Raw genomic sequence first — 23826 nt, forward strand, 5'->3', positions numbered from 1 at the left:
TCGATGCTAGCCAGTCCTATCAAGAGGATCGGCAAATGGTTTCAAAACGACTTGTTATTTCTACTGTCTGCGCTGTGTGTGTTTCAGGAGCTGTGACAGCACAAACTCTTGAATTTGACAGCATTCCTTCGGTCATGCCCGGTCACCCCGGTGGAGTGATTGGAGAAAGCCACATTTTCTTCCCACAAGGCGGGACCGACATAGATCAGCTTGGTAAAATGCAAATTAAGTTGCTTGGCGAACTCTTAAATGGGGAAACACTCGGCACTGCTTGTATTCAATTAATCGGACATTCCGATACAGGTGGTCAGCGACAAACCAATCAACGAATTTCATTGAAACGAGCGCAGGTAGTCAAAGAGTCGTTGTCACGTGTTTTAGATTCTGGCGCGCGCATTCAGAACGTTAGCGCAAAGGGGGAAAGCGCCCCCTTGCCGGCGAAATCTCCTGGGAGCAAATGGCAAAGGCGTGTTGAAATTCGCGCAGCCCGCTGCAGCTAACTGTTTGATCCGCCGGTTTGATCTGGGCATGACTACAAAGCGCTTTTTCGTGCCATTTCCAGATATAAGCTACTATCCCATTGCGGCATGTAACGTAATGGAGCGACTGGCCCGCCGAAAGCTAGGCCTTAAGCTTAACCCTCACCTCCAAATTCTTTGACGGCTTCCATAACCACGAAGGTTGAGGTGCTTGCGACATGCGGCAAGGTTGAGATCTTTTCACCCAGAACGACGCGATAAGATGCCATACTCGAAGTGCGCACCTTCAGAAGATAATCAAAGTTTGATGCGATCATATGCGCTTGTTCGATTTCGGGCAGCTGCCTTACTGCTGCATTAAATGCCTTTAGCGCTGCCTCGCGCGTATCATTCAACTTCACTTCGATAAACGCGACGTGATCCAGTCCTAAACGGACCGGATCCAACATCGCTTTGTAACCTTTTATCACCCCTTGAGCCTCAAGACGCCTGAGGCGCATCTGCGTCGGAGATTTGGATAATCCAACTTGTTTTGCCAAGGACGTAATTGAGGTGCGCCCGTCACTGGCCAGAACCTCAAGAATCTTGGAATCAAAAGCGTCCAACTCGACATCACCACTTCGCATATGAAATCTCCAAATTTAAGTCGAATCGACTATCAAGCCTTAACAATAAAGGAAATTCGACTGAATATTTGGATATATGCTTACCCAAGAAATCAATTCATGGAAACCCCGATGACTTCCTGCCGTCACTTAATCGATACCACAACCTACGCATCTGAAACTTTATTGGTGCAAGAGCTGATCACGTCTGCCGATCTTGATCCGGCACAACGTGACGCCATATCCAAGTCTGCAGCCAATTTTGTGCGCCAAATCCGTGAGCAGTCAAAGCCGGGTTTGATGGAAGTCTTTCTTGCTGAATACGGTCTCTCGACGGATGAAGGGATCGCCTTGATGTGTTTGGCAGAGGCGCTGTTGCGTGTTCCTGATGCGGAAACAATTGACGCGCTCATCGAAGATAAAATTGCCCCTTCTGATTGGGGAACGCATTTGGGGCAATCAACATCGTCCTTGGTCAATGCATCCACCTGGGCATTGATGCTGACAGGCAAAGTGCTTGAAGAAGAACAATCCGGCATCATCGGAACACTCAAAAGTGCTGTGAAACGGCTAGGCGAGCCGGTTATTCGCACTGCGGTTGGCCATGCAATGAAGGAAATGGGCCGCCAATTTGTATTGGGTGAGACCATTCACAGCGCCATGGAGCGTGCGTCGGAATACGAACAGAACGGGTTCACCTATTCATACGACATGCTTGGTGAAGCCGCAAAGACTGATGCCGACGCGATGCAATATCACTTGGCATATTCACGCGCGATCACCGCAATCGCGACGGCCTGTACGAACGACGATACGCGTAAAAACCCAGGCATTTCTGTAAAATTATCTGCACTCCACCCCCGCTACGAGTTACCGCAAAAAGACCGTGTCTTACAGGAGTTGGTGCCGAGACTACGCTCGCTTGCACTATTGGCGAAATCAGCTGGAATGGGTTTGAACATCGACGCTGAAGAAGCAGATCGCCTGAGCATTTCGATGGACGTCATTGAAACTGTTTTGGCTGAACCCGCGCTCAAGAACTGGGATGGGTTTGGTGTGGTTGTACAGGCCTACGGCAAACGCGCTGGGGCGACACTTGACTACCTTTATCACCTCTCTCAGCGACTTGATCGCAAAATCATGGTGCGTTTGGTCAAAGGCGCCTATTGGGATACCGAGATCAAACGTGCACAGGTTGAAGGTCTTGAAGGCTTTCCTGTTTTCACGCAGAAAACAGCCACCGATATCAGCTACATCGCCAATGCGCATAAGCTGCTGGGCATGACGGACCGGATCTATCCGCAATTTGCCACTCATAATGCCCATACGGTTGCTGCTATTTTGGAAATGGCGGATGATCCTCAAACTTTTGAATTCCAACGACTTCATGGCATGGGTGAAAACCTGCATGACATCGTTAAAGATCAGCATGGCACACGATGCCGGATTTATGCACCGGTCGGCGCGCACCGCGATCTACTGGCCTATCTTGTACGACGCCTGTTGGAAAATGGCGCGAACAGTTCCTTTGTAAACCAGATCGTTGACGAAGATGTTCCACCGGCAGTGGTCGCGCGTGATCCATTCGACGCCTACACGCATGATGGATCAAACATTCCAAACGGGACACAGCTATTTGCGCCGGCACGTATAAACTCGAAGGGCTTTGATCTGCACGATGTGCCGACACTTGAACGGTTTGAAGCATCACGTTCCCCCTTTCAATCAACCCAATGGCATGCCGTTCCTCTGATCGCCTCAGAAGGATCAGAACTCCTGTCACTACCAGTGAAAAACCCCTATTTGCCATCCGACGATTTAGGCACGGTTTCACATGCAGATAGCACTATCGTTGAAGCAGCGCTGAGTGCTGCAAAACCTTGGGATGCTTCACCTAAGGAACGCGGAACCGTGCTTGCGAAAGCCGCCGATCTTTTTGAAGAAAACGAAGGGGTGTTCTTTGCAATGTTGGCGCGGGAGGCCGGCAAAACTCCTTTGGATCAGGTGGCCGAGCTGCGCGAAGCAGTGGACTTCTTGCGCTACTACGGGGCAAACGCGCCAAGTGCACCAGCTGCCGGCGTCTTTTCCTGCATTAGCCCTTGGAACTTCCCACTCGCAATTTTCACTGGCCAAATCTCTGCGGCTCTGGCGGCTGGCAATGCAGTCCTTGCAAAACCTGCGGATCAAACCCCATTGATCGCATTTGAAGCGGTGAAACTGTTGCATGAGGCCGGTGTGCCCCGCCATGCGCTGCAATATCTACCAGGGTCCGGGGCGAAAGTTGGCGCTGCCATCACCTCAGATCCGCGCGTGAACGGTGTATGCTTCACAGGGTCCACCGCAACTGCGCAGCGCATTCGAAAGGCCATGGCAGCCCATATGGCCCCTGGCACGCCTTTCATCGCAGAAACCGGTGGCTTGAATGCCATGATCGTCGATTCAACCGCTTTGCCAGAGCAAGCCGTCACTGCCATTGTTGAAAGCGCGTTCCAATCTGCTGGGCAACGGTGCTCCGCATTGCGCTGCCTCTATTTGCAAGAAGATATTGCCGAGACATTCCTGACAATGTTGCAAGGAGCCGTGAAAGAACTGCATCAGGGCAATCCATGGGAGTTCCGAACCGATGTTGGGCCTGTCATTGATCTGGCCGCGCAGCAAAATATCGCGAACCACATCGAAAAGGCTCAAAAAGACGGCCGCGTGTTATTTTCGATGAACACGCCCCAGACTGGTACTTTCATTGCACCGACGATCCTAAAGATTGACGGCATTGATGATCTCAAAGAAGAAATCTTTGGCCCTGTACTGCATGTCGCAACCTTCAAGGCTTCAGAATTGGACGCTGTCATTGATGCAATCAATGCTACCGGCTACGGGTTAACATTTGGTCTGCAGACGCGGATCGATGATCGTGTGCAGCATGTGTCGGACCGGATCAATGCAGGCAACGTCTATATCAACCGCAATCAGATCGGTGCAATTGTTGGCAGCCAACCCTTTGGGGGTGAAGGCCTCTCAGGTACGGGACCTAAGGCAGGCGGGCCGCATTACTTGTCTCGTTTCAAGCAGGTGACACCCAAAATTAGCACTGACACTTTCACAGAGCCGCAAGGAATATCCTCCATGCAGAAAGCCATAGACACAGCGCCCGAAGGCGCGCCGATTGAAACAGTGACTTTGCCGGGGCCAACCGGCGAATCCAACCGTCTTTCGACTGAGCCACGTGCCCCCGTATTGTGTCTGGGGCCGGGTCATCAGACCGCTCAGGAGCAGGCCGCTGAAATCCAAAAACTCGGTGGACGTGCCGTGGCTGTCAGTGGATTGCTTTCACCTCATGATCTATTGAAACTAAAAGGATTTTCTGGCGTCATATGGTGGGGAAATGAGGAAAGCGCGCGTGCCTACGAACAAGCGCTTTCTGAGCGAAACGGCCCCATCATCCCATTGATCGTTGGTGCACCAGACAAGACGCGCGCCCGAGCAGAACGCCACGTCTGTGTCGACACCACAGCTTCTGGCGGCAATGCGGCTCTTTTGGGCGGCTCTGCTTAAGCATCGATTGACCGGGGCGTCTTGACGCCCCGGTCAATCCCGGCCAGCGTGTGGCCATGTTTCCAATTCGAGACCACAACCCGTCCGGTCGCCTGCCCTTTGTGACCTATGCGCTGATCGCGATAAACATCGCGGTCTTTCTTTATTCTTGGCCGTTGGCTGACCAGCCCCGGCTCCTCGGCGCGTTTTACAACGATTATGCCATGTTCCCGGATCGCGTATCGACCGGCCAGGACCTACAGGGGCTGTTCACATCGATGTTCCTACACGGTGGGATCATGCACCTTGTTGGAAATATGCTGTTTCTCTGGATTTTCGGCGACAATATGGAAGATGAAATGGGCCATATTGGTTTTCTCGCCTTCTATATCATTGGCGGCATCGGTGCAGGTATGGCGCAGGTGCTTTCCGACCCGTTTAACCAAATTCCTACGATTGGTGCATCTGGTGCGGTCGCCGTCGTGATGGGCGGATACCTACTGCTTTTCCCAAAGGCACGTGTTGATATTCTATTGATTCTAATCATCTTTTTTAAAGTGTTCACCTTACCCGCCTGGATCATGCTGGGCCTGTGGTTTGGGCTACAATTGGTGAACAGTCTTGCAGTTGACAGCTCTGCAGGAGGGGTAGCCTATTGGGCCCATGCTGGCGGGTTTATCATCGGCGTGATCCTGACAATCCCCCTATGGCTCAGGCTGGGTGGCGCGTCCTTCTGGCGGACCACCGATGGGCATCCTCCGCACCCGGACGCCACTTATTCATTTAGACGCACAAATATTCCCAAAGTGAGAAAACGCAAATGAGCTATCGCCTGACCTGCCACTGCGGAGCTGTTGAGATGGATGTGACCCTTTCCGAGGGCTTAGAGACTGCCCGACGCTGTGATTGTTCTTATTGCCGCCGCCGTGGCGCGATTGCGGTGAGTGCACCGGTTGAAGGAGGCGTGAAAATCCTAAAGGGCGCGGACAATCTCAGTCTTTACCAATGGGGCACGGGCATAGCCAAACATTACTTTTGTAAAACCTGCGGGATTTACACACACCATCAACGCCGCAGCGACCCTAGTCAGTACGGCATTAACGTGGCCTGTTTGGAAGGGATCAACCCTCGTGATCTAGGGGATGTTCCTTGGATGGATGGCACCAATCACCCGAAGGACCGCGCATAAAAAAGGGCGCTCAAAGCGCCCATTTTTATAAATATTTCAGCGCGTTAATAGCCGCGGATCACTTTTGAGAATTGATCCCAAATCGGTTCATTTGCAGCCAACACAGAGCCGGTTTCCAGAATATTGTCGCTGTCTTCCAAACCGCGCACGAAACCACCGGCTTCTTTCACGATGATAATGCCAGCAGCCAAATCCCATGCATTTAGGTTACGCTCCCAATAGCCTTCGTATCGACCCGCAGCCACATAGGCGAGGTCCAATGCAGCGGAACCAAAACGGCGCACACCAGCACAGGTTGGCATGATACGCGCAAGGTCTTGTAGGGTATCAGGCAAATCGCGACGGCCTGCGAATGGCACGCCGGTCGCGAAAATGGATTCAATCATACGGTTCCGACTGGAAACACGCAGGCGTTTGCTGTCGTTCAACCAAGCACCTTCGCCTTTTTCAGCGTAAAACATCTCGTCTTTAGCAGGGTCGTAAATCACGCCTGAAACGATTTCACCCTTGTGTTCCAAGGCAATCGAAATCGCCCAATGCGGCAGACCGTGCAGATAGTTTGTTGTGCCATCAAGCGGGTCAACGATCCAACGGCGTGTCGGGTCTTTGCCCTCTTCTTCGCCGCCCTCTTCGGCCAGCCAGCCGTAAGTCGGACGCGCGCCCATCAGCTCTTCTTTTAGGATGTCCTCAGCAGCGATGTCAGCTTTGCTGACAAAGTCGCCTGCACCTTTAGAAGACACCTGCAGGTTTTCCACTTCGCGGAAGTCTTTCACCAGAGACCGCCCCGCCTTACGCGCGGCTTTCATCATAATGTTAAGATTGGCGCTGCCCTGCATCATCCGGCTCCTTTGACGTCAGATTGCGCGGATACACCCAGACGCCCCTTTTGCCAAGAGCATAAGGGAGACAGAAGGTTGTTTTTTACTTGGTTTTTACACCAATCAGACGCTTTGCAGCTTCTTGGCCTCAGTTCCCGCCAGTCGGATTAAATCCTGCATATATGGTTTCTCAAGATCGTCGGTTCTCGTGGCCGCGAATAGCCCTCGCGTTAACCCGTCTTTTGTCAGTGGACGCGTCACATAATCAGAACTGTATTTCACCTCACGGACCACCCAATCCGGCAAAACAGATATGCCGCGATTAGAGGCAACAAGTAGTAAGATCACAGCTGTCAATTCAGCCTGACGCACGCGATCTGGCTCTACTTTGGCAGGGGTGAGCAACTGGCTAAAAATATCAAGCCGAGAACGTTCGACCGGATAGGTTATCAACGTTTGACCACGGAAATCTTCCGCATCGATCCAGTCTTTCTGGGCCAGAGGGTGACCGCTAGAGGCAACAAAAACAGGATTGTAGTCAAACAAGTGTGAGAATTCGACGCCGGGCATGTCCTCGGGATCTGAAGACACCACAAGATCGACTTCTTCCTTCTGAAGTGCTGGCATTGCGTCAAACGCAAGCCCCGGACGGATATCAACATCCACGTCAGGCCACTTTTTGCGGAACTGTTCGAGCACTGGAAAGAGCCATTCAAAGCAAGCATGGCATTCGATCGCAATATGAAGCCGCCCAGAATTCCCGGCGCGTAGCCCAGAAAATTCATCTTCTAGCGCCTGAACCTCTGGCAAAATCCGCTCTGCTAAGCGCAATAGGCGCATACCTGCAGCCGAAAGCTTCATGGGTTTAGAACGGCGCACGAATAGCTCAACGCCTGCTTGATCTTCCAAACCTTTGATTTGATGAGACAAAGCCGACTGCGTGATATTCAATTGATCCGCTGCGCGCGCCAAACCACCGCATTCATGGATCGCCTTCACCGTACGCAGGTGACGGAACTCGATGTGCATCTTCATGTGAAACTCATATTGTTATTGAGTATTATGAAGTTTTCTCACAACCCTACACGTGTCACAAGGGGACAACCTAAAAAACGGACGAGAAAAATGACCGCACCGAAAATCTCTTTTGAGTTCTTCCCGCCAAAAAACCTAGAGGCATCTTTCCGCCTTTGGGACACTGTGCAGGTGCTGTCTCCGATGCAACCTCGTTTCGTTTCTGTGACCTATGGCGCTGGTGGCACCACCCGCGAATTGACCCGTGATGCTGTTGCGACATTGCACAAATCCAGCGGTCTGAACGTTGCGGCGCATCTGACCTGCGTAAACGCGACCAAAGAAGAAACTTTGAAGATCGCAGATGATTTTGCGGCTGCAGGCGTCACCGACTTGGTCGCCCTGCGTGGTGATCCACCTAAAAACAGCGGCCAGTTCCAAGCGCACCCAGAGGGTTTTGCGAATTCTATCGAGCTGATCGAAGCCCTGGCTGACACCGGAAAGTTCAATGTCCGCGTTGGCGCTTATCCTGAATCTCACCCAGATGCGGCGGATCAGGCTGCAAATATCAATTGGCTTAAGGCAAAGATCGACGCTGGAGCTTCCGAAGCACTGACTCAGTTCTTCTTTGAGCCTGAAACCTTCCTGCGGTTCCGTGATGCCTGCGTAAAAGCTGGTATCGATGCTCCGATCATTCCAGGTATTCAGCCAATCGAAAACTGGAAAGGCATTCGCAATTTCGCAACGCGCTGTGGGGCGTCTTTCCCAACTTGGCTGCAAGATGCATTCGAAAAAGCAGAACGGGATAACCGCGAAGAGTTGCTGGCCACAGCCCTTTGCACGGAATTATGCGATGCATTGCGCACTGAAGGCGTCGACCACTTCCACTTCTATACACTGAACCGCCCGGAACTGACCCGTGACGTCTGCCACGCGCTGGGTGTTACCCCGGTTTCAAAGTTGGAAAATGTGGCCTAAGCCAAAGACTTAAGCACGTTTACGAAGGGGTCGATATTTCGGCCCCTTTATCTTTTCATAGCGATTCACGCTGTGGTGAATAGCCTCTGATGGATCTGAGCCAGGCTTGCGTTTTTTGCGGATGAGAAACAACTTTCCCCAGCCCGTCCATGTCCCAACAGAGGGCGCATTGACGTCCTGCGGATAATCCACCTGCCACCCTTGAGGCAAGGGGAGACCTAAAGCCTCAGACTTTTCCAGCATCCAAACAAATGGAATATTTGCCAGAGGGCGGCTTGCTTCGTGATCTAGCAATTGACCACCGACATCCGGATGAGAGCCGCGGAACCACATCTGTTCTACACGACCTTCAAATCCTTCATTGAGGTGATCATCACACTCCCAAAGGACAGGCTCGAAAACCGCTCGGTTTTCGTTCAATGCTAAGGCCTGAAAGCCGTGCCGCACCGACTGACCAAGGTGGTGGTTGTGAAAGGCGTGCCGCTCTTCGGTCAAGCGCCACAGCAAAGGTAGCCGCAAGCCAAGCGCTTTGACGGTGTCCCATACGCCGATCATTTCGATCTCTGCAGTCTTGTGACAAAAACTTTCGCCAAAAGCCGTGGCCGCATCACTATCTGGTGCGCATTCATAATGGCGATAGGCCAATTTTACGTTTCGTTCGGTCGCATGCTGTGCTTCTAACAAGCCGACCCGGTCGATGACACCCGCCAAAGACCGTGCAGCAAAAGCCCCACGTGAATATCCAAAGAGGAAAATCTTGTCGCCCGGACGATAGCGCGATGCCAGAAATCCATAGGCGCGCCGAATCTGGCGGTTGATCCCCTTCCCCATCATCACATCCGGCGCATTGCGCCATTTTGTGAATTGAACCCCTGCCTCATAATACAGCGACACTGGGGGAACGGCCCGTTTCAGCAATTGATAGGTCTGCCCTGCATTGGTCAGCATACCATCTGCAAGGGAAGCCATCGTTCCATCGAGGATCACAACATGAACCTGTGGCTCGCGCTTTGACGCCATATCACCCTGCAGTCCCGAAACCTTTCGGCGGAACAATGTCTGCAGTTTTAAGGCCCAACGCGGTGTTTTCACGGTTTCTTTCTTTCAGCTTCGATGGTTGTCTTACTTATAACATAGTGCGTCTGCGATCACGGGTCATCGCATGGTCACGCAACTTCATGTGACAACTATTTCACGATCTTAGTTAAGATTTTGCCATGGGAACGCGGCAGCAACAGGGCAACGCTATGCCGAAACTTGTCAGATTCTTGTAAATCTTCCCCAAAAAATGACCCCAGAAAACAGAAACGGCGGCGCCAGGGAGGAGGAAGGGCACCGCCGTTCTAGTTAGCGTCCGGCCAGGGAGGAGGTAGGCCGTTCGCATCCGGTTGGGCCCGATGGCCCGAATGTCAGGTCCGGCGATGCTCAGGGAGGAGGAGGAGCACCGCCGGTCTTGCAACAGAAACCCAAGGGAGGAGAGGGTTTCCGTATCTGTAGGCCTTTTGGCCTGAATAACTGCGGCGACTTCAGGGAGGAGGAGGAAGTCGCCGCTATCTTCAAAGGACCAGGGAGGAGAAGAGGTCCCTCGAATTCAAATACTTATGCGCCGTATACCGCTTCGCGAGCAGTGGCGATGATGCCGGAACGTGTCAGGCCCAAGTCAGCCAGTTCACGGCCAGACAACTGGTGGAGTTCTGAGATCGTCTGACGGTACAAACGATATTGTTGGTACTTCGCCCAAGCTGCAGCGAAGAAGGACTCTCCGGTGTGACCAGCTGCGATTTGAAAACCGTTGATCTGTGCTGCGTTTGCCATTTTGATACTTCCGAACTCATTCTCATGTCTTGTGATAAAGATATAGAGAAATGCTGCACCTGCACAACGGACAGACTTGCAAAGCCGCTATGCAGAAAATGAATACCGAGGTATTCGATGAAAAACCCATCATATTTTGCGGCAAAATGTACAATCCACAGTCAGCTTTAGAACGATTATGGGTTGCACCGGCGCGCCATCCACGCAGAGTGGCGCAAAAGGAGACCAGCCATGGCCGCAACCGAACAGCAAATCAAAGACGCTCTTGAAAGCCTAGGGCTGCCAGATGGCGGAAACCTCATCAGTAGGGACATGATTCGTGCGCTGTCCGTAGAAAATGGGGTTGTCCGCTTTGTTATCGAAGCCCCAACTCCTGAACTTGCACGCCGTATGGAAGGCCTGCGTCAGGCGGCCGAACAAGTAGTCGGTCAAGTTGCGGGTGTGACATCTGTCCAAGCAGCGCTGACAGCCCATGGTCCGGCCGAACAAAAGGCCCCACCAAGCTTAAAAGTTGGTGGCCACCCAAAGCCACAAGACGGCCCAATGAAGATTTCAGGCGTGAAACGCATTCTTGCCATTGGGTCTGGTAAAGGTGGCGTTGGCAAATCCACGGTTTCAAGCAACCTCGCTGTGGCCTTGGCAAAACAGGGCCGCAAAGTTGGTTTGCTAGATGCGGATATCTATGGCCCGTCGCAGCCGCGTATGATGGGCATTCAAAAACGTCCGTCTTCGCCTGACGGAAAAACTATCATTCCATTGCAGTCCCACGGCGTAACGCTGATGTCGATTGGCTTTATGTTGGACCCGGACAAAGCCGTTGTTTGGCGCGGGCCGATGTTGATGGGTGCTTTGCAACAGATGCTGGGGCAAGTGCAATGGGGCGAATTGGATGTGCTTCTGGTTGACCTGCCACCGGGCACCGGTGACGTTCAGCTGACTCTCTGCCAAAAAACCGAACTGACCGGCGCTATTTTGGTTTCGACCCCGCAAGACGTCGCGTTGATTGATGCACGCAAAGCGCTCGATATGTTCGCCTCCTTGAAAACACCCGTGCTTGGCATGATCGAAAACATGTCGACCCATATTTGCTCAAACTGTGGTCATGAAGAACATATCTTTGGCCATGGTGGTGTCGCTAAAGAAGCAGAGAACCTTGGCGTGCCCTTGCTTGGCGCATTGCCAATTGATCTAGACACACGTTTGGCTGGAGACGCCGGTACACCGATTGCGGCAGGTGATGGCCCAATGGCAGAGGCCTATGGGCGGATCGCGGAAGGCTTGATTAAAGGTGGCATGGCTTAAGCCATAGCCCCCTGCCCTGTGGCGCTTGCTGGGCCAAACAGCTTTGCACGCTCTTTCACATATTTTTTGTGCCGCTTGACGTCGTGTGGCACAGAAACCAACTGACCGATTTTCGGCTCAATTGTCGAATGGGCCAGCAAAGCCCTTTGCAGTTTTACCGACAAACGTTTGTCAAAGGCACAGGGCGTAAAGTGCCCATTTAATCCATTTAAAAACACCGCGACGGATAATTCTCCGACGTGAAGATCAAAATAGTGGGTTTCTGGCTCATTCAGCAGCTGAGATAGATAAGCGCATTCATCTTTTCCATCCGGTACAAAACGACTGCAGTTCAGACCAAGAATAGTAATATGCCCTTTGATCTCTTTGCCGCGTGACATCACCGAAACAGGGATCATACAGACGCGGCGGCGACGAATAAGGCCCAGGACAATCTTTGACAGATACTTCATTCCGAATGCGGCTGTGATACAAGATCCGGCTAGAAAAACCGTTAGAAGGATCTGCACAATCAGGTTGGAGGATCCAAGACCTAGTCTCTCCAGCAAGCTTTGCCGTTGATCTGCATGTAGCTCCGCGGGCGCGCCACCAGTGTCTTCTGTTTCATTTTGATCATTATCACCAGTATCGCCTGCACGCTTGGCCCAGCCCATATTCTCGATCTCAGTTAACTCAGCCGGACTTTCTGTGCTGACCTTCAGCGCATCACTACCTTCGTTGCGGATCGCGCAGCCCGTGACCGAGTCGAATTCAGGTTCTTTGATCTCATGTTCCGGCAACAACTCTTTTCCAGTGTATTCCCGTTGCTTACGATCAAGCGCAAACCAATCGACTTTTTCCGGGTCATCGTTCAGCGCTTGGCGCTCCGCCTGACGGATGGAAACGATATCGCAATTTGCATTTGCGGAAAGTGTGTTGATGTTCTCTGCATGAACAGGTTGAAGAACCATGCCAAAGGCCGAGCCAAGCAATATTCTAATAGATCTATCTAAATTTGTGATCCGCGCGAAATTCAAGCCAGCCACCGCCCAGAGACTCCGTTGCAGCGTAAATCCATACCGCATTCACTCACCTCAAGTTGTTATCATTTTGATACAAAAACAACTCAGGGTAGTTATCTTGTCAAATTATTTCTGGGAATATCAACTGTCTGCGACAATATAATCTGTCACATCGATAGATTTCGTCTCAATATTTAAAGCACATTCGCATGCTCGTTTGAGCAGGTTTAGCGCTTACTTGCTGTTGTTTAGGAATTTCGAAAGGTCTAGAAACAAAGATTTTCGCTCGTCTTCTGATAGAAATCGTCCAATTTCTACGGTTTTTCCATTGCCTGTCAGAGTCACATAGTGCTCAACTGGTCCACCGTCCTTATGTATCTCAGCGCGCACCCAATAGATGTTACAGTGCCATCGCAGCTCAGGTCCCTTCGCTGGGCGATGGATCAGCGTCAGGTCATCCCCTGCCCGCTCCAGGACCTCACTGATCTGACGATCTCGATTAGAGCGTTTCAACGCCCACCATAAGACAGTCACCGCCGCCGCAAGGAAGGGCAACATCCACCACAGCAAGGCTGTGCCCAAAACCGATAGCAGAGGTAGCATCATAAGGACTGACGTTAATCCAACCATTAGAGCAAAGCCCTTAGGCGAAAGTGAGTTGTACGCCGACAGGGTCAGTACAACCGGCCCCTCAGGCGTCTCTGTCCAATGATACGGCATGGTCAAAGTTCCAAGTGAACAAAAAGAAAGGCCCCGGAAAAACCGGGGCCTCGCTGCAATTTCCAAGAGCGGGATTAGTGCGCGTGGCCTTTGTCCCAGTCTTCCTGTTTTGGCAGGATTTCGAATGTGTGCTCTGGTGGTGGGCACGGCAGTGTCCATTCCAGAGTATCAGCATATTCGTTCCAGTAGTTGTTTTCTGTCACACGACGACCTTTGAAGACACCGTAGAACATGATGCCGAAGAACAGCAGGAAGGACGCGAAAGAAATGAACGCACCGTAAGAGCTGATCTTGTTCCAGTAAGCGAAGGCTTCCGGGTAGTCGATGTAACGACGTGGCATGCCCTGACGGCCCAAGAAGTGCTGTGGGAAGAAGGTCAAGTTCGCGCCGATGAAGAACAACCAGAAGTGGATTTTCGCTGCCATCTCTGGGTAGTGACGGCCCGACATCTTACCGAAGTAGAAGTAGATACCCGCAAAGATCGCAAAGACCGCACCCAAGGACATCACGTAGTGGAAGTGTGCCACAACGTAATATGTGTCGTGGTATGCACGGTCCACGCCAGCCTGCGACAGAACGATGCCTGTTACGCCGCCAGCAGTGAAGAGGAACAGGAAGCCGAATGCGAAGAGCATAGGCGCTTTGAACTCGATAGAGCCGCCCCACATGGTCGCAATCCAAGAGAAGATCTTAACCCCGGTCGGAACCGCAATGACCATCGTGGCCATCATAAAGTAAGACTGTTGTGTCAGCGACATACCAACGGTGTACATGTGGTGAGCCCAAACAACGAAGCCCAGTGCACCAATCGCGATGATCGCCCAAACCATTGGCAGGTAACCAAAGACTGGTTTACGCGCAAATGTTGCAATCACGTGAGAGATGATACCGAAGCCCGGCAGGATCACGATGTACACTTCCGGGTGTCCGAAGAACCACAGGATGTGTTGGTACAGGATCGGGTCACCGCCGCCTGCTGGATCAAAGAAGGTTGTGCCAAAGTTACGGTCGGTCAGCAGCATGGTGATCGCGCCGGCCAGAACTGGCAGCGCCAGCAGGATAAGCCATGCAGTCACAAAGATGGACCAAGAGAACAGCGGAACCTTGAACAGGGTCATGCCAGGGGCACGCATGTTCAGGAAGGTTGTGATCATGTTGATCGCACCAAGGATCGAAGATGCACCAGAAACGTGCACGGCGAAGATCGCCAGATCCATGGAAAGGCCTGCCTCAGAGGTCGACAGCGGTGGGTACAGAACCCAACCTACACCGGAACCCAGCTGGCCGTTGCCACCTGGAGAGAACATGGACGCCACACCCAAAGATGTACCCGCAACGTAAAGCCAGAAGCTTAGGTTGTTCATACGTGGGAAGGCCATGTCCGGCGCACCAATCTGCAGCGGCATGAAATAGTTACCAAAGCCACCAAATAGCGCTGGGATAACAACGAAGAACATCATCAAAACACCGTGGTAGGTGATGAAAACGTTCCAAAGGTGCCCGTTAGGCGTACAGCCTTCGGTGGTTGCACCGAGGCTCAGGAAGCGGCTGCCTTCCTGACACATGTATTGAACGCCTGGTTCCATAAGTTCCAGACGCATCCCGACAGTCAGGGCAACGGCGATCAAGCCGACGACTGCGGATACGATGAGGTAAAGGATACCAATGTCTTTGTGGTTCGTGGACATGAACCAGCGCGTAAAGAAACTGCGGTTGTCCTCGTGGTCGTGGCCCTGAATGGCTGCGTCTGCCATGCCTCGCCTCCTGTTGAAGTGCATGTTTGGCGCAAGAGTATCCTCTTCCGCCCGGATTCCTGCACGTTTTAGAGTGCTACGGCCTGCGCGGCAATGACCGTCTTTGACGCAGATCAAGAAAAAACGTCGCGGGGGCTGAAATTGCCCGTCTCTTTCCCAATATAGTCTCCCAAGTTTCACGGGGTGTCAGGCGGATGTGCTCAAATACCTGCCTGTAATCGGCCTTTGCTGGGTGATTTGCAATTTCCGCGTGTATTTATTAAGTTATTCGCAATCAAATCAGGCCAAAGGCCGCAGAAATAACGAGCGCAGGCAATTCGGATGAAAAATCCACTGAAATTCATGTGGGGGGAAATTCTCTCCCCTCTTTTGCAGCGGCCCAGCCGTTTGCAGGTCGCAGCCCTTTGCTATCGCAATGGATCAGCAGGCCGCGAAGTTCTTATGGTGACAAGTCGTGATACCGGCCGCTGGATCATACCAAAGGGATGGCCCATGCGCGGTAAAGATTCGAGCGAAGCCGCCCTTGTTGAAGCCTGGGAAGAGGCCGGAGTGCGCTCCGGCCAGACCGAAGACCGCGCGCTGGGGTATTTCAGCTACAAGAAACGCAAGCGCGCAGGGTGGCCACAGCCAGTGAAAGCTCTGGTCTACCCGGTAGAAGTGCAGGAAATGTCTGACCAATTCCCGGAAGCAAGCGAACGCACACGCAAATGGGTCAGCCCGGAAGAAGCGGCCAACCTCGTGTCCGAACCGGAATTAAAGAAAATCCTGCAAGACTTTCAGGTCTCACTGCGGACTTAATTGTCATAAAACTGTTACAAAACTGTTGCTTTCGCGCTTAGGCCCCAATACTCCCGCTTGAAAATATCGGGGGACTTTCATGTCTAACAATCTTGATCCGCGCCATCTTGAGACGCTGGACCGTGACTTAGGACGGCTTTCAAATCTTGAAAGCGCAACGTCCTTTGCAGCGCGGCCCATCATCGGCGGTGGCATTGCGCTTGTCTTCATTGCGGTTGCTGGTTTGGCTGCCGCATTGTTCTTTGGGCAATCCAGTAACACACTGATTGTAGCCATTGCGGCGGCCTTTGGCGCTTACATGGCGCTGAACATTGGCGCAAATGACGTTGCCAACAATATGGGTCCTGCCGTTGGCGCCAAGGCGCTATCGATGGGCGGCGCCATTCTGATTGCAGCCGTCTTTGAAAGCGCGGGGGCACTTCTGGCGGGCGGCGATGTGGTGAAAACCATCGCCAAAGGCATCATTGATCCTGAAAGCCTTGGCACAACCGAAGTCTTCATCTGGGCCATGATGGCTGCCCTGCTGGCATCAGCGCTTTGGGTCAACTTGGCAACGTGGGTCGGCGCACCTGTGTCCACAACACACTCAGTTGTTGGCGGCGTCATGGGCGCTGGTATCGCGGCGGCAGGCTTTGGCGCTGTGAGCTGGGGCACGATGAGCAAAATTGCAGCCAGCTGGGTCATTTCCCCGGTGCTTGGCGGTTTGATTGCGGCAGGTTTCCTTTGGTTCATCAAAGTACGGATCGTCTATCAAGAAGATAAGATCGCAGCCGCTCGCAAATGGGTTCCGGTACTGGTTGGTATCATGGCAGGTGCGTTTGCATCTTACCTCGCCATCAAAGGTCTTAAGAAAATCATCAAGATTGATCTTCAAATGGCACTGATGATTGGGGCCGCTGCAGGCATTCTGGTTTGGGCCGCTACGATCCCATTGATCAAAAAGCAGTCCGAGGGCCTTGAGAACCGCAACAAGTCGCTGAAAGTCTTGTTTGGTATTCCGCTGGTGGTCTCAGCTGCTTTGCTTAGTTTTGCGCATGGTGCAAATGATGTTGCCAATGCGGTTGGTCCGCTGGCAGCAATCGTTCAGGCCTCTGGGACCGGCGATTTCCTAGCCTCGGTAAGCATTCCGTTCTGGGTTATGATCATCGGCGCCTTTGGTATCTCATTTGGTCTGTTCCTATTCGGACCTAAGCTGATCAAAATGGTGGGCGACCAGATCACCAAACTCAACCCGATGCGCGCTTACTGTGTGGCCCTGTCCGCAGCGATCACAGTAATTGTCGCAAGCTGGCTGGGCCTTCCTGTGAGCTCCACCCATATCGCCGTGGGTGGCGTCTTTGGGGTCGGCTTCTTCCGCGAGTGGTACACAGAGCGCCGCATCAAAAAAGCGCGTGTCGCGATGCCAGAGCGCAAGCAATACTCTCGTGAAGAGCGCCGTCGCCGCAAACTTGTGCGCCGTTCGCACTTCCTGACAATTGCAGCCGCTTGGATCATCACTGTGCCAGCCACAGCGATCATTTCTGCGATGTTGTTCCTGCTGCTAAACAGCTTCAGTTCTTAACGCTGACACCAAACGTTATAGAAGCCCGGTACGCGCCACGTACCGGGCTTTTTTATTCAAAGCCGCGAGTTACACGCTTTAAATTAATTTACCGGCCTTAAGTGCGGTTTGCAGCGAAGCAAGCTGTGTTTCATATGCGGTCCAACTGCGATCACTGCCTTGATAGATCGGTTTTGTCACCTGTACCGCGCTTGATGTGCGTACATGTGTTTCTGCCTTTTCCGGGCTCAGCCAAGCCTCTGACCATTCCAAGCATACAGCCTTGGCCAAAGCCTTTGTTGAGGCTGTTTGATCCTGAACCAGATCAGAGTAATTCAAGTCAAAGATCCGCCCCGGGCAGGTTTTGCGCCAATGCGCCATCAGATCCTTGTGAAAGATCATGTATTTCGCAATGTCCTGGGGCGTGAAGACATAGTCTTGCCCACGCCCCTGAAACACATGCCGATACAAAGACCAAGCAACGGCTTGCGGATCACGGTTCATATGCACAATTCGCGCCTCAGGCAGCGCTGCGCAAATATGGCCGATCCATCTAAAATTGGCAGGCATCTTATCAACAATCACAGCGCGCCCATCTGAGATCTGATCAAACCCCTCAAGGACCTTTTGTCGAATTGCGGTAACATCGGACGGTTTCAACATTTGATCAGCTCGCCCACGGAGCTCACGCAACTGCGCCAGTACGGCGGAGCTGACAATATGTAATTCTCCTGCGGCCTGCACATTTTCAGAGCGCGCCAGAATGCGTTCAACCAGCGTGGTTCCCGTTCTTGGGAGGCCTGTGACAAAGATGAATTTCGGTGGAGTATCTAATGGCTGTTCTGGAAGAGCGGATTGAAAATGCGCCTTGCTCAAGGCGCCAACATAGGCTTCGGATTTAAAATCAAACGGGTGAAGTCGCGCTAATGTTTCATTGCCCTGACGCAAATAGGGAAAGGCCGCGTCTTGGTCGCCGGCTTTGTGCAACATATCGAACAGGGCAAATTGCACATGGGCCCCCTGCTCTGTGTCTTTGCCAAGCTTTGCAAGCGCTTGCCGTGCTTGGTCGATATAGGGATCACCAGGCGCAAAATCTGACTTTAACATCGCAAGGCTACGCAGCAAGGCAACATCCCAAGGCGAAGCTTTCAAGCCGTCTTCAAGACATTGCAACGCCTTATCCAAATGCCCCTGTGCTTGCTCAACCAGCGCCAGCGAGGCAAGCGCCTGCGGATCTCCAGGAGCCAACTGCGATGCCTTTTCCAAAGCTTGCCGCGCTGGAACGGACTTGTTCAAACCATGTAACGCTTTGCCGCGATAGATCAGATAAACAACGTTGTCCGGTTGTTCCGCAAGCGTCTGGTCGATCGCCTCCAGCGCCTGACCAAACTCCAATGCTTCGATCGACGCTTTCACCAAGGCCTCTTTTATGGACCCGTTGCTTGGCAATAAGTAGAACGCGCCTCGAAAACATGCAGCAGCATGCCGCCAGTCTTCAGCCTTCTGCGCCTCATTGGCGGCCTCGATGAGACCCTGTGCGCAGGTCTGTCGTACGTTTTGTAGCGCTTTAGCCGCTTTTTTGTTTCCAGGAAATCGATCCAGTACCGATTTGTAGTGCCGTTGTGCGGTTAACCAGTCCTGCTTTTTAACGGCTTGCTTTGCAAGCGTTAGCGATTTTTCGGCAGGGAGCGCTTTAACCATGTCTGGTCCTTGGGCATTCAATTATTTTTGAACACCCTAAGTTAAGCACCAACACCGACAACAGCCGACCTAGGCAACTGACGGCAAAACCCTCGAAATCGCTATGTTTGTTAACCAACCTTTAGTAAATTGGATGACCTAGAAGGTCCGGGGGATGGAAGACGGACACGAATTGAAATAGAAACCCCGCCAGCGCAAAGCTGACGGGGTGATGTTCAATTCCATCGATCAAGCGATAGAGCCAGTTAATTTGTATCCGTTGCGGCCTCGGGTGCCGGAGCCTCCACTGGAAGTGGCTCTGCGCTTTCTTCGACAATTGGCCCCAAGGATTCCAGATAAGCGGCAACATCTGCGCCACCTTTTTTCAACTTGAAGGTCATGCGCGTTTTGCCGTCAGTACCCTGCTCTTTCAGGAAGCCACGCGGATCTGTGACAAAGCTTGCGACAGCGGCTTCATCCCAAACCAAACCTGCTTCGTTCAGCGCTTTGAAAGATTTAGTGTACTTAAATTCCGCAGATCCAGCGGTATTGCCAATGACACCGTAAAGGTTCGGACCCGTCCGGCCGCCTTTCACCAAGACCTCGCCTTCTGGGGTTGCGATTGTGTGGCAAGATTTACATTTGCCAAAAGCTTTTTTGCCAGCGGCGATATCACCTTCAGCGTGGACCTGTGTTGCAAGCATCACGCTTGCCGCAATCAACATGATACGTTTCATCGCATCCTCACTCTGTTTTGCGCGTTCATGTCCAGAACCTAAGCAGTAAAAGCCGCACTGCAACGGACAAATCAGCGCGGCAAAAGGATTGTGATTAGTCCTGCCCAAACTGCATTTTGAATGTCTGCTCCAATGCGACATCCAAATCATCCATGGTGACTGGCAGCCCTAAATCGACCAAAGACGTGACACCAAATTCGGTAATGCCGCAGGGCACAATCCCGGTGAAATGCTCCAAATCAGGTTCAACGTTGATCGAAACACCGTGAAAACTGACCCATTTTCGAAGCCGAATGCCAATAGCCGCAATCTTATCTTCTGCTTTTTGGCCCGTCACCGTCAGAGGTTTATCGTCGCGCTCGACCCAGACGCCAACGCGCCCACAGCGGATTTCGCCTTTGATGTTGAATTGATCCAACGTGGCAATCACCCAACTTTCAAGCTGCTCGACAAATCCACGGACATCTTTGCCGCGCTTGGCAACATCAAGCATCACATAGACCACGCGTTGCCCCGGCCCGTGATAGGTATATTGACCGCCGCGTTTGCTGGTATGAACTGGAAAGCGGTCAGGATCTGTCAGATCCTCCACCTTGGCTGAGGTTCCTGCAGTATAAAGTGGCGGGTGCTCGACGAGCCAGATGCACTCATCCGCTTCGCCTTTACGAATGGCATCGGCCCGTGCTTCCATAAAGTCCACCGCATCTTGATAGTCGGTCAGACCATTAGAGATTTTCCATTCAACCATGGCTTAACTGGGCAGGACCCCAGCCTCCTTTAAAGCAGGAATATAGGTACGGCTTGCAGGGATTTCACGCCCATCCTTTAAGGTCAAGATCGCCTTTGCCCCATCACGCTTCGCAGAGGCAACGGCAGCAAGTGCAACCCAATGGCTGCGGTGCACTTGCAAACCAGAAACAGCACCTGTTTCAGCAATCGCATCACTCAGACGCATCAGCACAAGTACGGCGCCTTTTGCAGTGGTGATTTCCACATAATGATCGCTGACGGACAGAGAATATAGCGGGCCGCGTTTCTCAAAGGGCAACCGCCTTAAAATCGCTGGAGGTTGAGGCTCTTCACCGAGATCAGCGGCTGGTTTTGCTTCATCTTCTGCTGGATGCAACTCTTTCAGGTACACGATGCTGCAAGTGATGATGATCGCGATCCCAATCACATTGGCCGCAAGGATTCCGACACAGCTTGGGCAATCCAAAGGCACATCAAACAGCGCGATATTTATCCCCATCAAAAAGATAAAAATCACAATACCTGCCCCGGCTCCTGCCAGAACTATAGCCGTCCAGAACGGCAGCCCTATTGAGCTAAAAACCCGGCTCAGAAACGTACCTACAAAGGATCCGACGAAATAAAAGCCGATCGTAAGGGCAAACCAATACATCAAACGCGGTACAGCGCGTAAAACCTGATCCGTGCCAAACGGCCCAGCGATCCCCAAGATGACGCCGGCCGCCATCAAACAAACCCAGACGGATTTGTTCTGCGCATTCACTTGCATTTCACGCTTCGCGGATTGCAAAGGGCTGTCTTCCACGTATCGCTCCGGTCTTTCACGTTTCAGCAATCGCCTCAGATGTGCCAGTGCGCGATGTGTTTTTCAATACGAAACACCCACCCCGCCCGTTAGGAGCTCGCCATGATTGACCTAAACATAATTCTGACAATGGAGCCAAATATCGCCATTCATGCGACAAGCGCGATGATTGCAGTGATGCTGACCCCTTTTGTCTTATGGCGACAGAAACGTGATCGAATGCACAAAACATTAGGATACGTCTGGGTCACAGCCATGGCGATCACCGCGCTGTCCTCATTTACGATTTCTGGCGTCGGCGGCGTTGGTCGGTTCAGCTTTCTTCACGGCCTTGCCATCTTAACCCTTTGGACACTCTTCATTGCGATCCGGATGGCCATCAAAGGCAATATTAAAGGTCATCAAGCCGCCCTTAGAAACCTCGCCACCTTTGGCCTTGGTTTGCCACTGGTTTTGAACTTCCTGCCCGAACGTACGTTTTCACGCGCTTTCTCAGATGAGGCACCTCTGGTTGGACTCTTCCTTATGGCGGCTCTGTATATTGCGATCCTGTTCTGGCGCACCAGCAAACGAAAAGACTTTAAAATTACAACCGTCTTGCCGGTCTACCGATACCGTGCCTAAACGCGGTGAAAACCATGGTCAGCAACGGCACTAGAAAGCGCAATTATTTTTCTTTCCGGATGATTTTTGCGCTTTCCTTCGACAGGGCGACTCGCTATGAACCCGTCACCAAGTCATGTGCGGTCGTGGCGGAATTGGTAGACGCGCAGCGTTGAGGTCGCTGTGGGGTAACTCCCGTGGAAGTTCGAGTCTTCTCGACCGCACCAATACAAAAATAACCCATTGATTTTAATGGATTTTATTCTGTATTTTATTTCCAGTCCCCCAATTGGTCCCCCAGAAAATAATACGGTTCTACCCTTTGATCCCATGCGCCATTTTTCTTAAAAATGGTTAAGTCGATATTTAGCTAATGCAAATTTAATTGTGAGATTATGATTTCGGGGAGGTTGAAATGAGCAATATTCATTTCGAAACATTTGAAACAGACACCTCGCGAGGTCGAGCAGAACTCACGAACTTGGCTTTACTTTTGCTACAACGGACTTCAGTGGAATTAATTCTGGAATCCAAAACAAACAAAAAACTAAGCGGTGACCAATTTAAAGTCGCTTCAAGTTTACTTTTATCTGCTGTTGCAACCGGAACCTTGATCCCAGAACTATTAAAAGAACGCTCAGTTCGGACACCTTCTGCTTTCCCTCTTGCAAGAATGTACTACGAGAGGCTTCTTAATGCTTCCTACATTTTGGCTGACGAAGGCGATGCAAGCAAGCGATCAATTCTTTACTCGGCCTATAGATTTTTGAAAGATCAAAAAAAACACTTCACAATCGGTGGTATCAGACACCTTAATAGTGGTGGTTATAAAACGAACCGAGAGTCTCCTTTAATCAAAGACGCCGTGAAGTACTTTGAGAAAAGCGGAAACTCAAAAACTGAAATTGAGCTAGACCGCGAAGGACGCATCAAAGCTATTGGCTGCGTTTCAAAAAGATCGTCGGTTTTATTCTCAACAGTTGAGCAATCCGGTCATTCAATTGCTTCCGAAATTGTACACGGCAGCTTCCATTCTACTAATCTCTTCAAAACCAAATTTGACCCAATTATCCCATCTAGAGACATGGATGAAGCAAGCGCTCAAATTTTAATAATCTTCATTTTTTCATCAGAAGCATTGGGAAATCTCTTGTCCAATCTTTTCCCAAACCTCGAAAATCCGAAAATCCTATCCCAAATTGGGAAACATTTTTTGGAATTAGAACTACCTGAATTCAAAGACCAAATTTCCGAAGCTTATGGGGGTATCTGAGCTAAAGATCTTGTCTAAAAAACTGATCAGCATCCAAGTGGTAAACAAAACAAAGTCTGCTTCAGTCCCCCAGCCAGTCCCCCAATTGAAAGCGCGCTGTGACGCAACAATGCGCGACAGCATGAGACAGACAACCACCTCAACATATTGATATTGCGAAACTTAATAAACAGCATGAAACAGCATGCGACGCTTCAGTGCTGTCTCTCGACCGCACCACCTAATCCAGCAAGTAGTTGATTTTACTGGATTATTTCATTTTTCGAAAATCCCAGTGCCCTTTTTTCGCTGTTTCAGTGCCCCTTTTGGTTCCGAAAACCAGAACCAACACATACCTTCCTCGAGGAAGGGCTCCAAAATAACAATCCAGAAAACTTGCTTTGTAGTGGTTAGTTTCTGTCCCATTAATTCCTTGGTAAATCGAAAAAAGATGA

General features: G+C 51.5%; 22 protein-coding genes and 1 tRNA gene. 11 read left to right on the plus strand and 12 right to left on the minus strand.

Going from position 1 to position 23826, the window contains the following annotated elements:
- The first annotated feature begins 35 nt into the window (after window positions 1–35).
- Window positions 36–500, plus strand: a complete 465-nt coding sequence (locus JXQ85_RS13850) for an OmpA family protein (protein ID WP_421749530.1) — start codon at window positions 36–38, stop codon at window positions 498–500.
- Window positions 501–634: 134 nt separating this feature from the next.
- On the opposite strand, the gene JXQ85_RS13855 is transcribed toward JXQ85_RS13850, so the two are convergent.
- A complete protein-coding gene (locus tag JXQ85_RS13855) occupies window positions 635–1105 on the minus strand; it encodes an Lrp/AsnC family transcriptional regulator (protein ID WP_421749531.1) in 471 nt (156 codons plus the stop codon).
- Window positions 1106–1204: 99 nt separating this feature from the next.
- On the opposite strand from JXQ85_RS13855, the gene putA reads away from it, so the two are divergent.
- The 3 genes from putA to JXQ85_RS13870 are packed head-to-tail and all read left to right on the plus strand — an operon-like array spanning window position 1205 to window position 5804.
- Entirely contained in the window at window positions 1205–4636 is a 3432-nt protein-coding gene (gene putA, locus JXQ85_RS13860) for a bifunctional proline dehydrogenase/L-glutamate gamma-semialdehyde dehydrogenase PutA (protein ID WP_421749532.1), read from the plus strand.
- A 56-nt stretch (window positions 4637–4692) separates the two neighbouring features.
- The gene (locus tag JXQ85_RS13865) at window positions 4693–5439 is read left to right on the plus strand and encodes a rhomboid family intramembrane serine protease (protein WP_421749533.1); all 747 of its coding nucleotides are present in this window, start codon (window positions 4693–4695) and stop codon (window positions 5437–5439) included.
- Complete coding sequence (locus JXQ85_RS13870; RefSeq protein WP_421749534.1) at window positions 5436–5804, plus strand: GFA family protein; 369 nt, start codon at window positions 5436–5438, stop codon at window positions 5802–5804. Before JXQ85_RS13865 ends, JXQ85_RS13870 begins: the two co-directional genes overlap by 4 nt.
- A gap of 44 nt (window positions 5805–5848) precedes the next feature.
- Here the strand turns inward: JXQ85_RS13870 and JXQ85_RS13875 are convergent, their stop codons facing one another.
- Together JXQ85_RS13875 and JXQ85_RS13880 are read right to left on the minus strand one after the other, a co-directional pair.
- Window positions 5849–6640, minus strand: coding sequence for an inositol monophosphatase family protein (locus JXQ85_RS13875; RefSeq protein WP_421749535.1), 792 nt, complete (start codon window positions 6638–6640; stop codon window positions 5849–5851).
- A gap of 105 nt (window positions 6641–6745) precedes the next feature.
- Window positions 6746–7651 (minus strand): LysR family transcriptional regulator, encoded by a 906-nt coding sequence (locus tag JXQ85_RS13880; RefSeq protein WP_421749839.1) that lies wholly within the window; start codon window positions 7649–7651, stop codon window positions 6746–6748.
- Between the two features lie 96 nt (window positions 7652–7747).
- On the opposite strand from JXQ85_RS13880, the gene metF reads away from it, so the two are divergent.
- Window positions 7748–8614 (plus strand): methylenetetrahydrofolate reductase [NAD(P)H], encoded by an 867-nt coding sequence (metF, locus tag JXQ85_RS13885; RefSeq protein ID WP_421749536.1) that lies wholly within the window; start codon window positions 7748–7750, stop codon window positions 8612–8614.
- A gap of 9 nt (window positions 8615–8623) precedes the next feature.
- Here metF and JXQ85_RS13890 read toward each other — a convergent pair whose 3' ends face one another.
- Window positions 8624–9634 carry a DUF2235 domain-containing protein gene (locus JXQ85_RS13890; RefSeq protein WP_421749840.1) on the minus strand — a complete coding sequence of 337 codons (1011 nt, stop codon included), beginning with the start codon at window positions 9632–9634 and terminating at the stop codon, window positions 8624–8626.
- A gap of 579 nt (window positions 9635–10213) precedes the next feature.
- Complete coding sequence (locus tag JXQ85_RS13895; protein WP_421749537.1) at window positions 10214–10429, minus strand: DUF1127 domain-containing protein; 216 nt, start codon at window positions 10427–10429, stop codon at window positions 10214–10216.
- 231 nt (window positions 10430–10660) lie between these two features.
- On the opposite strand from JXQ85_RS13895, the gene JXQ85_RS13900 reads away from it, so the two are divergent.
- Entirely contained in the window at window positions 10661–11731 is a 1071-nt protein-coding gene (locus JXQ85_RS13900; RefSeq protein WP_421749538.1) for an Mrp/NBP35 family ATP-binding protein, read from the plus strand.
- Here the strand turns inward: JXQ85_RS13900 and JXQ85_RS13905 are convergent.
- The 3 genes from JXQ85_RS13905 to ctaD all read right to left on the minus strand — a co-directional run bounded on the left by JXQ85_RS13905 (window position 11728) and on the right by ctaD (window position 15206).
- Window positions 11728–12681: a hypothetical protein gene (locus JXQ85_RS13905; protein ID WP_421749539.1), complete on the minus strand. Its 954-nt coding sequence runs from the start codon at window positions 12679–12681 to the stop codon at window positions 11728–11730. The genes JXQ85_RS13900 and JXQ85_RS13905 overlap by 4 nt on opposite strands.
- Window positions 12682–12966: 285 nt before the next feature.
- A complete protein-coding gene (locus tag JXQ85_RS13910; RefSeq protein WP_421749540.1) occupies window positions 12967–13452 on the minus strand; it encodes a DUF2244 domain-containing protein in 486 nt (161 codons plus the stop codon).
- 74 nt (window positions 13453–13526) lie between these two features.
- Window positions 13527–15206 carry a cytochrome c oxidase subunit I gene (ctaD, locus tag JXQ85_RS13915; protein ID WP_421749541.1) on the minus strand — a complete coding sequence of 560 codons (1680 nt, stop codon included), beginning with the start codon at window positions 15204–15206 and terminating at the stop codon, window positions 13527–13529.
- A 321-nt stretch (window positions 15207–15527) separates the two neighbouring features.
- Between ctaD and JXQ85_RS13920 the strand changes: the two genes are divergently transcribed.
- Both JXQ85_RS13920 and JXQ85_RS13925 read left to right on the plus strand, forming a co-directional pair.
- Window positions 15528–16004 (plus strand): NUDIX hydrolase, encoded by a 477-nt coding sequence (locus tag JXQ85_RS13920; RefSeq protein ID WP_421749542.1) that lies wholly within the window; start codon window positions 15528–15530, stop codon window positions 16002–16004.
- A 79-nt stretch (window positions 16005–16083) separates the two neighbouring features.
- Window positions 16084–17565, plus strand: a complete 1482-nt coding sequence (locus JXQ85_RS13925; RefSeq protein WP_421749543.1) for an inorganic phosphate transporter — start codon at window positions 16084–16086, stop codon at window positions 17563–17565.
- Window positions 17566–17643: 78 nt separating this feature from the next.
- Here the strand turns inward: JXQ85_RS13925 and JXQ85_RS13930 are convergent, their stop codons facing one another.
- From JXQ85_RS13930 to JXQ85_RS13945, 4 genes are all read right to left on the minus strand, one after another.
- Window positions 17644–19245: a tetratricopeptide repeat-containing sulfotransferase family protein gene (locus JXQ85_RS13930; protein WP_421749544.1), complete on the minus strand. Its 1602-nt coding sequence runs from the start codon at window positions 19243–19245 to the stop codon at window positions 17644–17646.
- Between the two features lie 245 nt (window positions 19246–19490).
- On the minus strand, window positions 19491–19961 hold the full coding sequence (locus tag JXQ85_RS13935; RefSeq protein ID WP_421749545.1) for a c-type cytochrome: 471 nt from the start codon (window positions 19959–19961) through the stop codon (window positions 19491–19493).
- Window positions 19962–20055: 94 nt separating this feature from the next.
- On the minus strand, window positions 20056–20709 hold the full coding sequence (gene lipB / locus JXQ85_RS13940; RefSeq protein ID WP_421749546.1) for a lipoyl(octanoyl) transferase LipB: 654 nt from the start codon (window positions 20707–20709) through the stop codon (window positions 20056–20058).
- Between the two features lie 3 nt (window positions 20710–20712).
- Entirely contained in the window at window positions 20713–21516 is an 804-nt protein-coding gene (locus JXQ85_RS13945; protein ID WP_421749547.1) for a LytTR family transcriptional regulator DNA-binding domain-containing protein, read from the minus strand.
- Window positions 21517–21618: 102 nt separating this feature from the next.
- On the opposite strand from JXQ85_RS13945, the gene JXQ85_RS13950 reads away from it, so the two are divergent.
- The 3 genes from JXQ85_RS13950 (at window position 21619) to JXQ85_RS13960 (ending at window position 23392) form a co-directional block, all read left to right on the plus strand.
- Complete coding sequence (locus JXQ85_RS13950) at window positions 21619–22140, plus strand: DUF2306 domain-containing protein (protein ID WP_421749548.1); 522 nt, start codon at window positions 21619–21621, stop codon at window positions 22138–22140.
- A gap of 119 nt (window positions 22141–22259) precedes the next feature.
- Window positions 22260–22346, plus strand: a tRNA-Leu gene (locus JXQ85_RS13955).
- A gap of 188 nt (window positions 22347–22534) precedes the next feature.
- On the plus strand, window positions 22535–23392 hold the full coding sequence (locus JXQ85_RS13960; RefSeq protein ID WP_421749549.1) for a hypothetical protein: 858 nt from the start codon (window positions 22535–22537) through the stop codon (window positions 23390–23392).
- The last annotated feature ends 434 nt before the right edge of the window (window positions 23393–23826 follow it).

This window comes from Cognatishimia sp. (genome assembly GCF_049116455.1).
Lineage (GTDB): Bacteria > Pseudomonadota > Alphaproteobacteria > Rhodobacterales > Rhodobacteraceae > Cognatishimia.

What these genes read in the sequence shown, in the direction of transcription:
- JXQ85_RS13850 (WP_421749530.1), top strand. Translation starts at nt 36, where the DNA reads ATGGTTTCAAAACGACTTGTTATTTCTACTGTCTGCGCTGTGTGTGTT.
- JXQ85_RS13855 (WP_421749531.1), bottom strand. Translation starts at nt 1,105, where the DNA reads ATGCGAAGTGGTGATGTCGAGTTGGACGCTTTTGATTCCAAGATTCTT.
- putA (WP_421749532.1), top strand. Translation starts at nt 1,205, where the DNA reads ATGGAAACCCCGATGACTTCCTGCCGTCACTTAATCGATACCACAACC.
- JXQ85_RS13865 (WP_421749533.1), top strand. Translation starts at nt 4,693, where the DNA reads ATGTTTCCAATTCGAGACCACAACCCGTCCGGTCGCCTGCCCTTTGTG.
- JXQ85_RS13870 (WP_421749534.1), top strand. Translation starts at nt 5,436, where the DNA reads ATGAGCTATCGCCTGACCTGCCACTGCGGAGCTGTTGAGATGGATGTG.
- JXQ85_RS13875 (WP_421749535.1), bottom strand. Translation starts at nt 6,640, where the DNA reads ATGCAGGGCAGCGCCAATCTTAACATTATGATGAAAGCCGCGCGTAAG.
- JXQ85_RS13880 (WP_421749839.1), bottom strand. Translation starts at nt 7,651, where the DNA reads ATGCACATCGAGTTCCGTCACCTGCGTACGGTGAAGGCGATCCATGAA.
- metF (WP_421749536.1), top strand. Translation starts at nt 7,748, where the DNA reads ATGACCGCACCGAAAATCTCTTTTGAGTTCTTCCCGCCAAAAAACCTA.
- JXQ85_RS13890 (WP_421749840.1), bottom strand. Translation starts at nt 9,634, where the DNA reads ATGGCGTCAAAGCGCGAGCCACAGGTTCATGTTGTGATCCTCGATGGA.
- JXQ85_RS13895 (WP_421749537.1), bottom strand. Translation starts at nt 10,429, where the DNA reads ATGGCAAACGCAGCACAGATCAACGGTTTTCAAATCGCAGCTGGTCAC.
- JXQ85_RS13900 (WP_421749538.1), top strand. Translation starts at nt 10,661, where the DNA reads ATGGCCGCAACCGAACAGCAAATCAAAGACGCTCTTGAAAGCCTAGGG.
- JXQ85_RS13905 (WP_421749539.1), bottom strand. Translation starts at nt 12,681, where the DNA reads ATGGTTCTTCAACCTGTTCATGCAGAGAACATCAACACACTTTCCGCA.
- JXQ85_RS13910 (WP_421749540.1), bottom strand. Translation starts at nt 13,452, where the DNA reads ATGCCGTATCATTGGACAGAGACGCCTGAGGGGCCGGTTGTACTGACC.
- ctaD (WP_421749541.1), bottom strand. Translation starts at nt 15,206, where the DNA reads ATGGCAGACGCAGCCATTCAGGGCCACGACCACGAGGACAACCGCAGT.
- JXQ85_RS13920 (WP_421749542.1), top strand. Translation starts at nt 15,528, where the DNA reads ATGAAAAATCCACTGAAATTCATGTGGGGGGAAATTCTCTCCCCTCTT.
- JXQ85_RS13925 (WP_421749543.1), top strand. Translation starts at nt 16,084, where the DNA reads ATGTCTAACAATCTTGATCCGCGCCATCTTGAGACGCTGGACCGTGAC.
- JXQ85_RS13930 (WP_421749544.1), bottom strand. Translation starts at nt 19,245, where the DNA reads ATGGTTAAAGCGCTCCCTGCCGAAAAATCGCTAACGCTTGCAAAGCAA.
- JXQ85_RS13935 (WP_421749545.1), bottom strand. Translation starts at nt 19,961, where the DNA reads ATGAAACGTATCATGTTGATTGCGGCAAGCGTGATGCTTGCAACACAG.
- lipB (WP_421749546.1), bottom strand. Translation starts at nt 20,709, where the DNA reads ATGGTTGAATGGAAAATCTCTAATGGTCTGACCGACTATCAAGATGCG.
- JXQ85_RS13950 (WP_421749548.1), top strand. Translation starts at nt 21,619, where the DNA reads ATGATTGACCTAAACATAATTCTGACAATGGAGCCAAATATCGCCATT.
- JXQ85_RS13960 (WP_421749549.1), top strand. Translation starts at nt 22,535, where the DNA reads ATGAGCAATATTCATTTCGAAACATTTGAAACAGACACCTCGCGAGGT.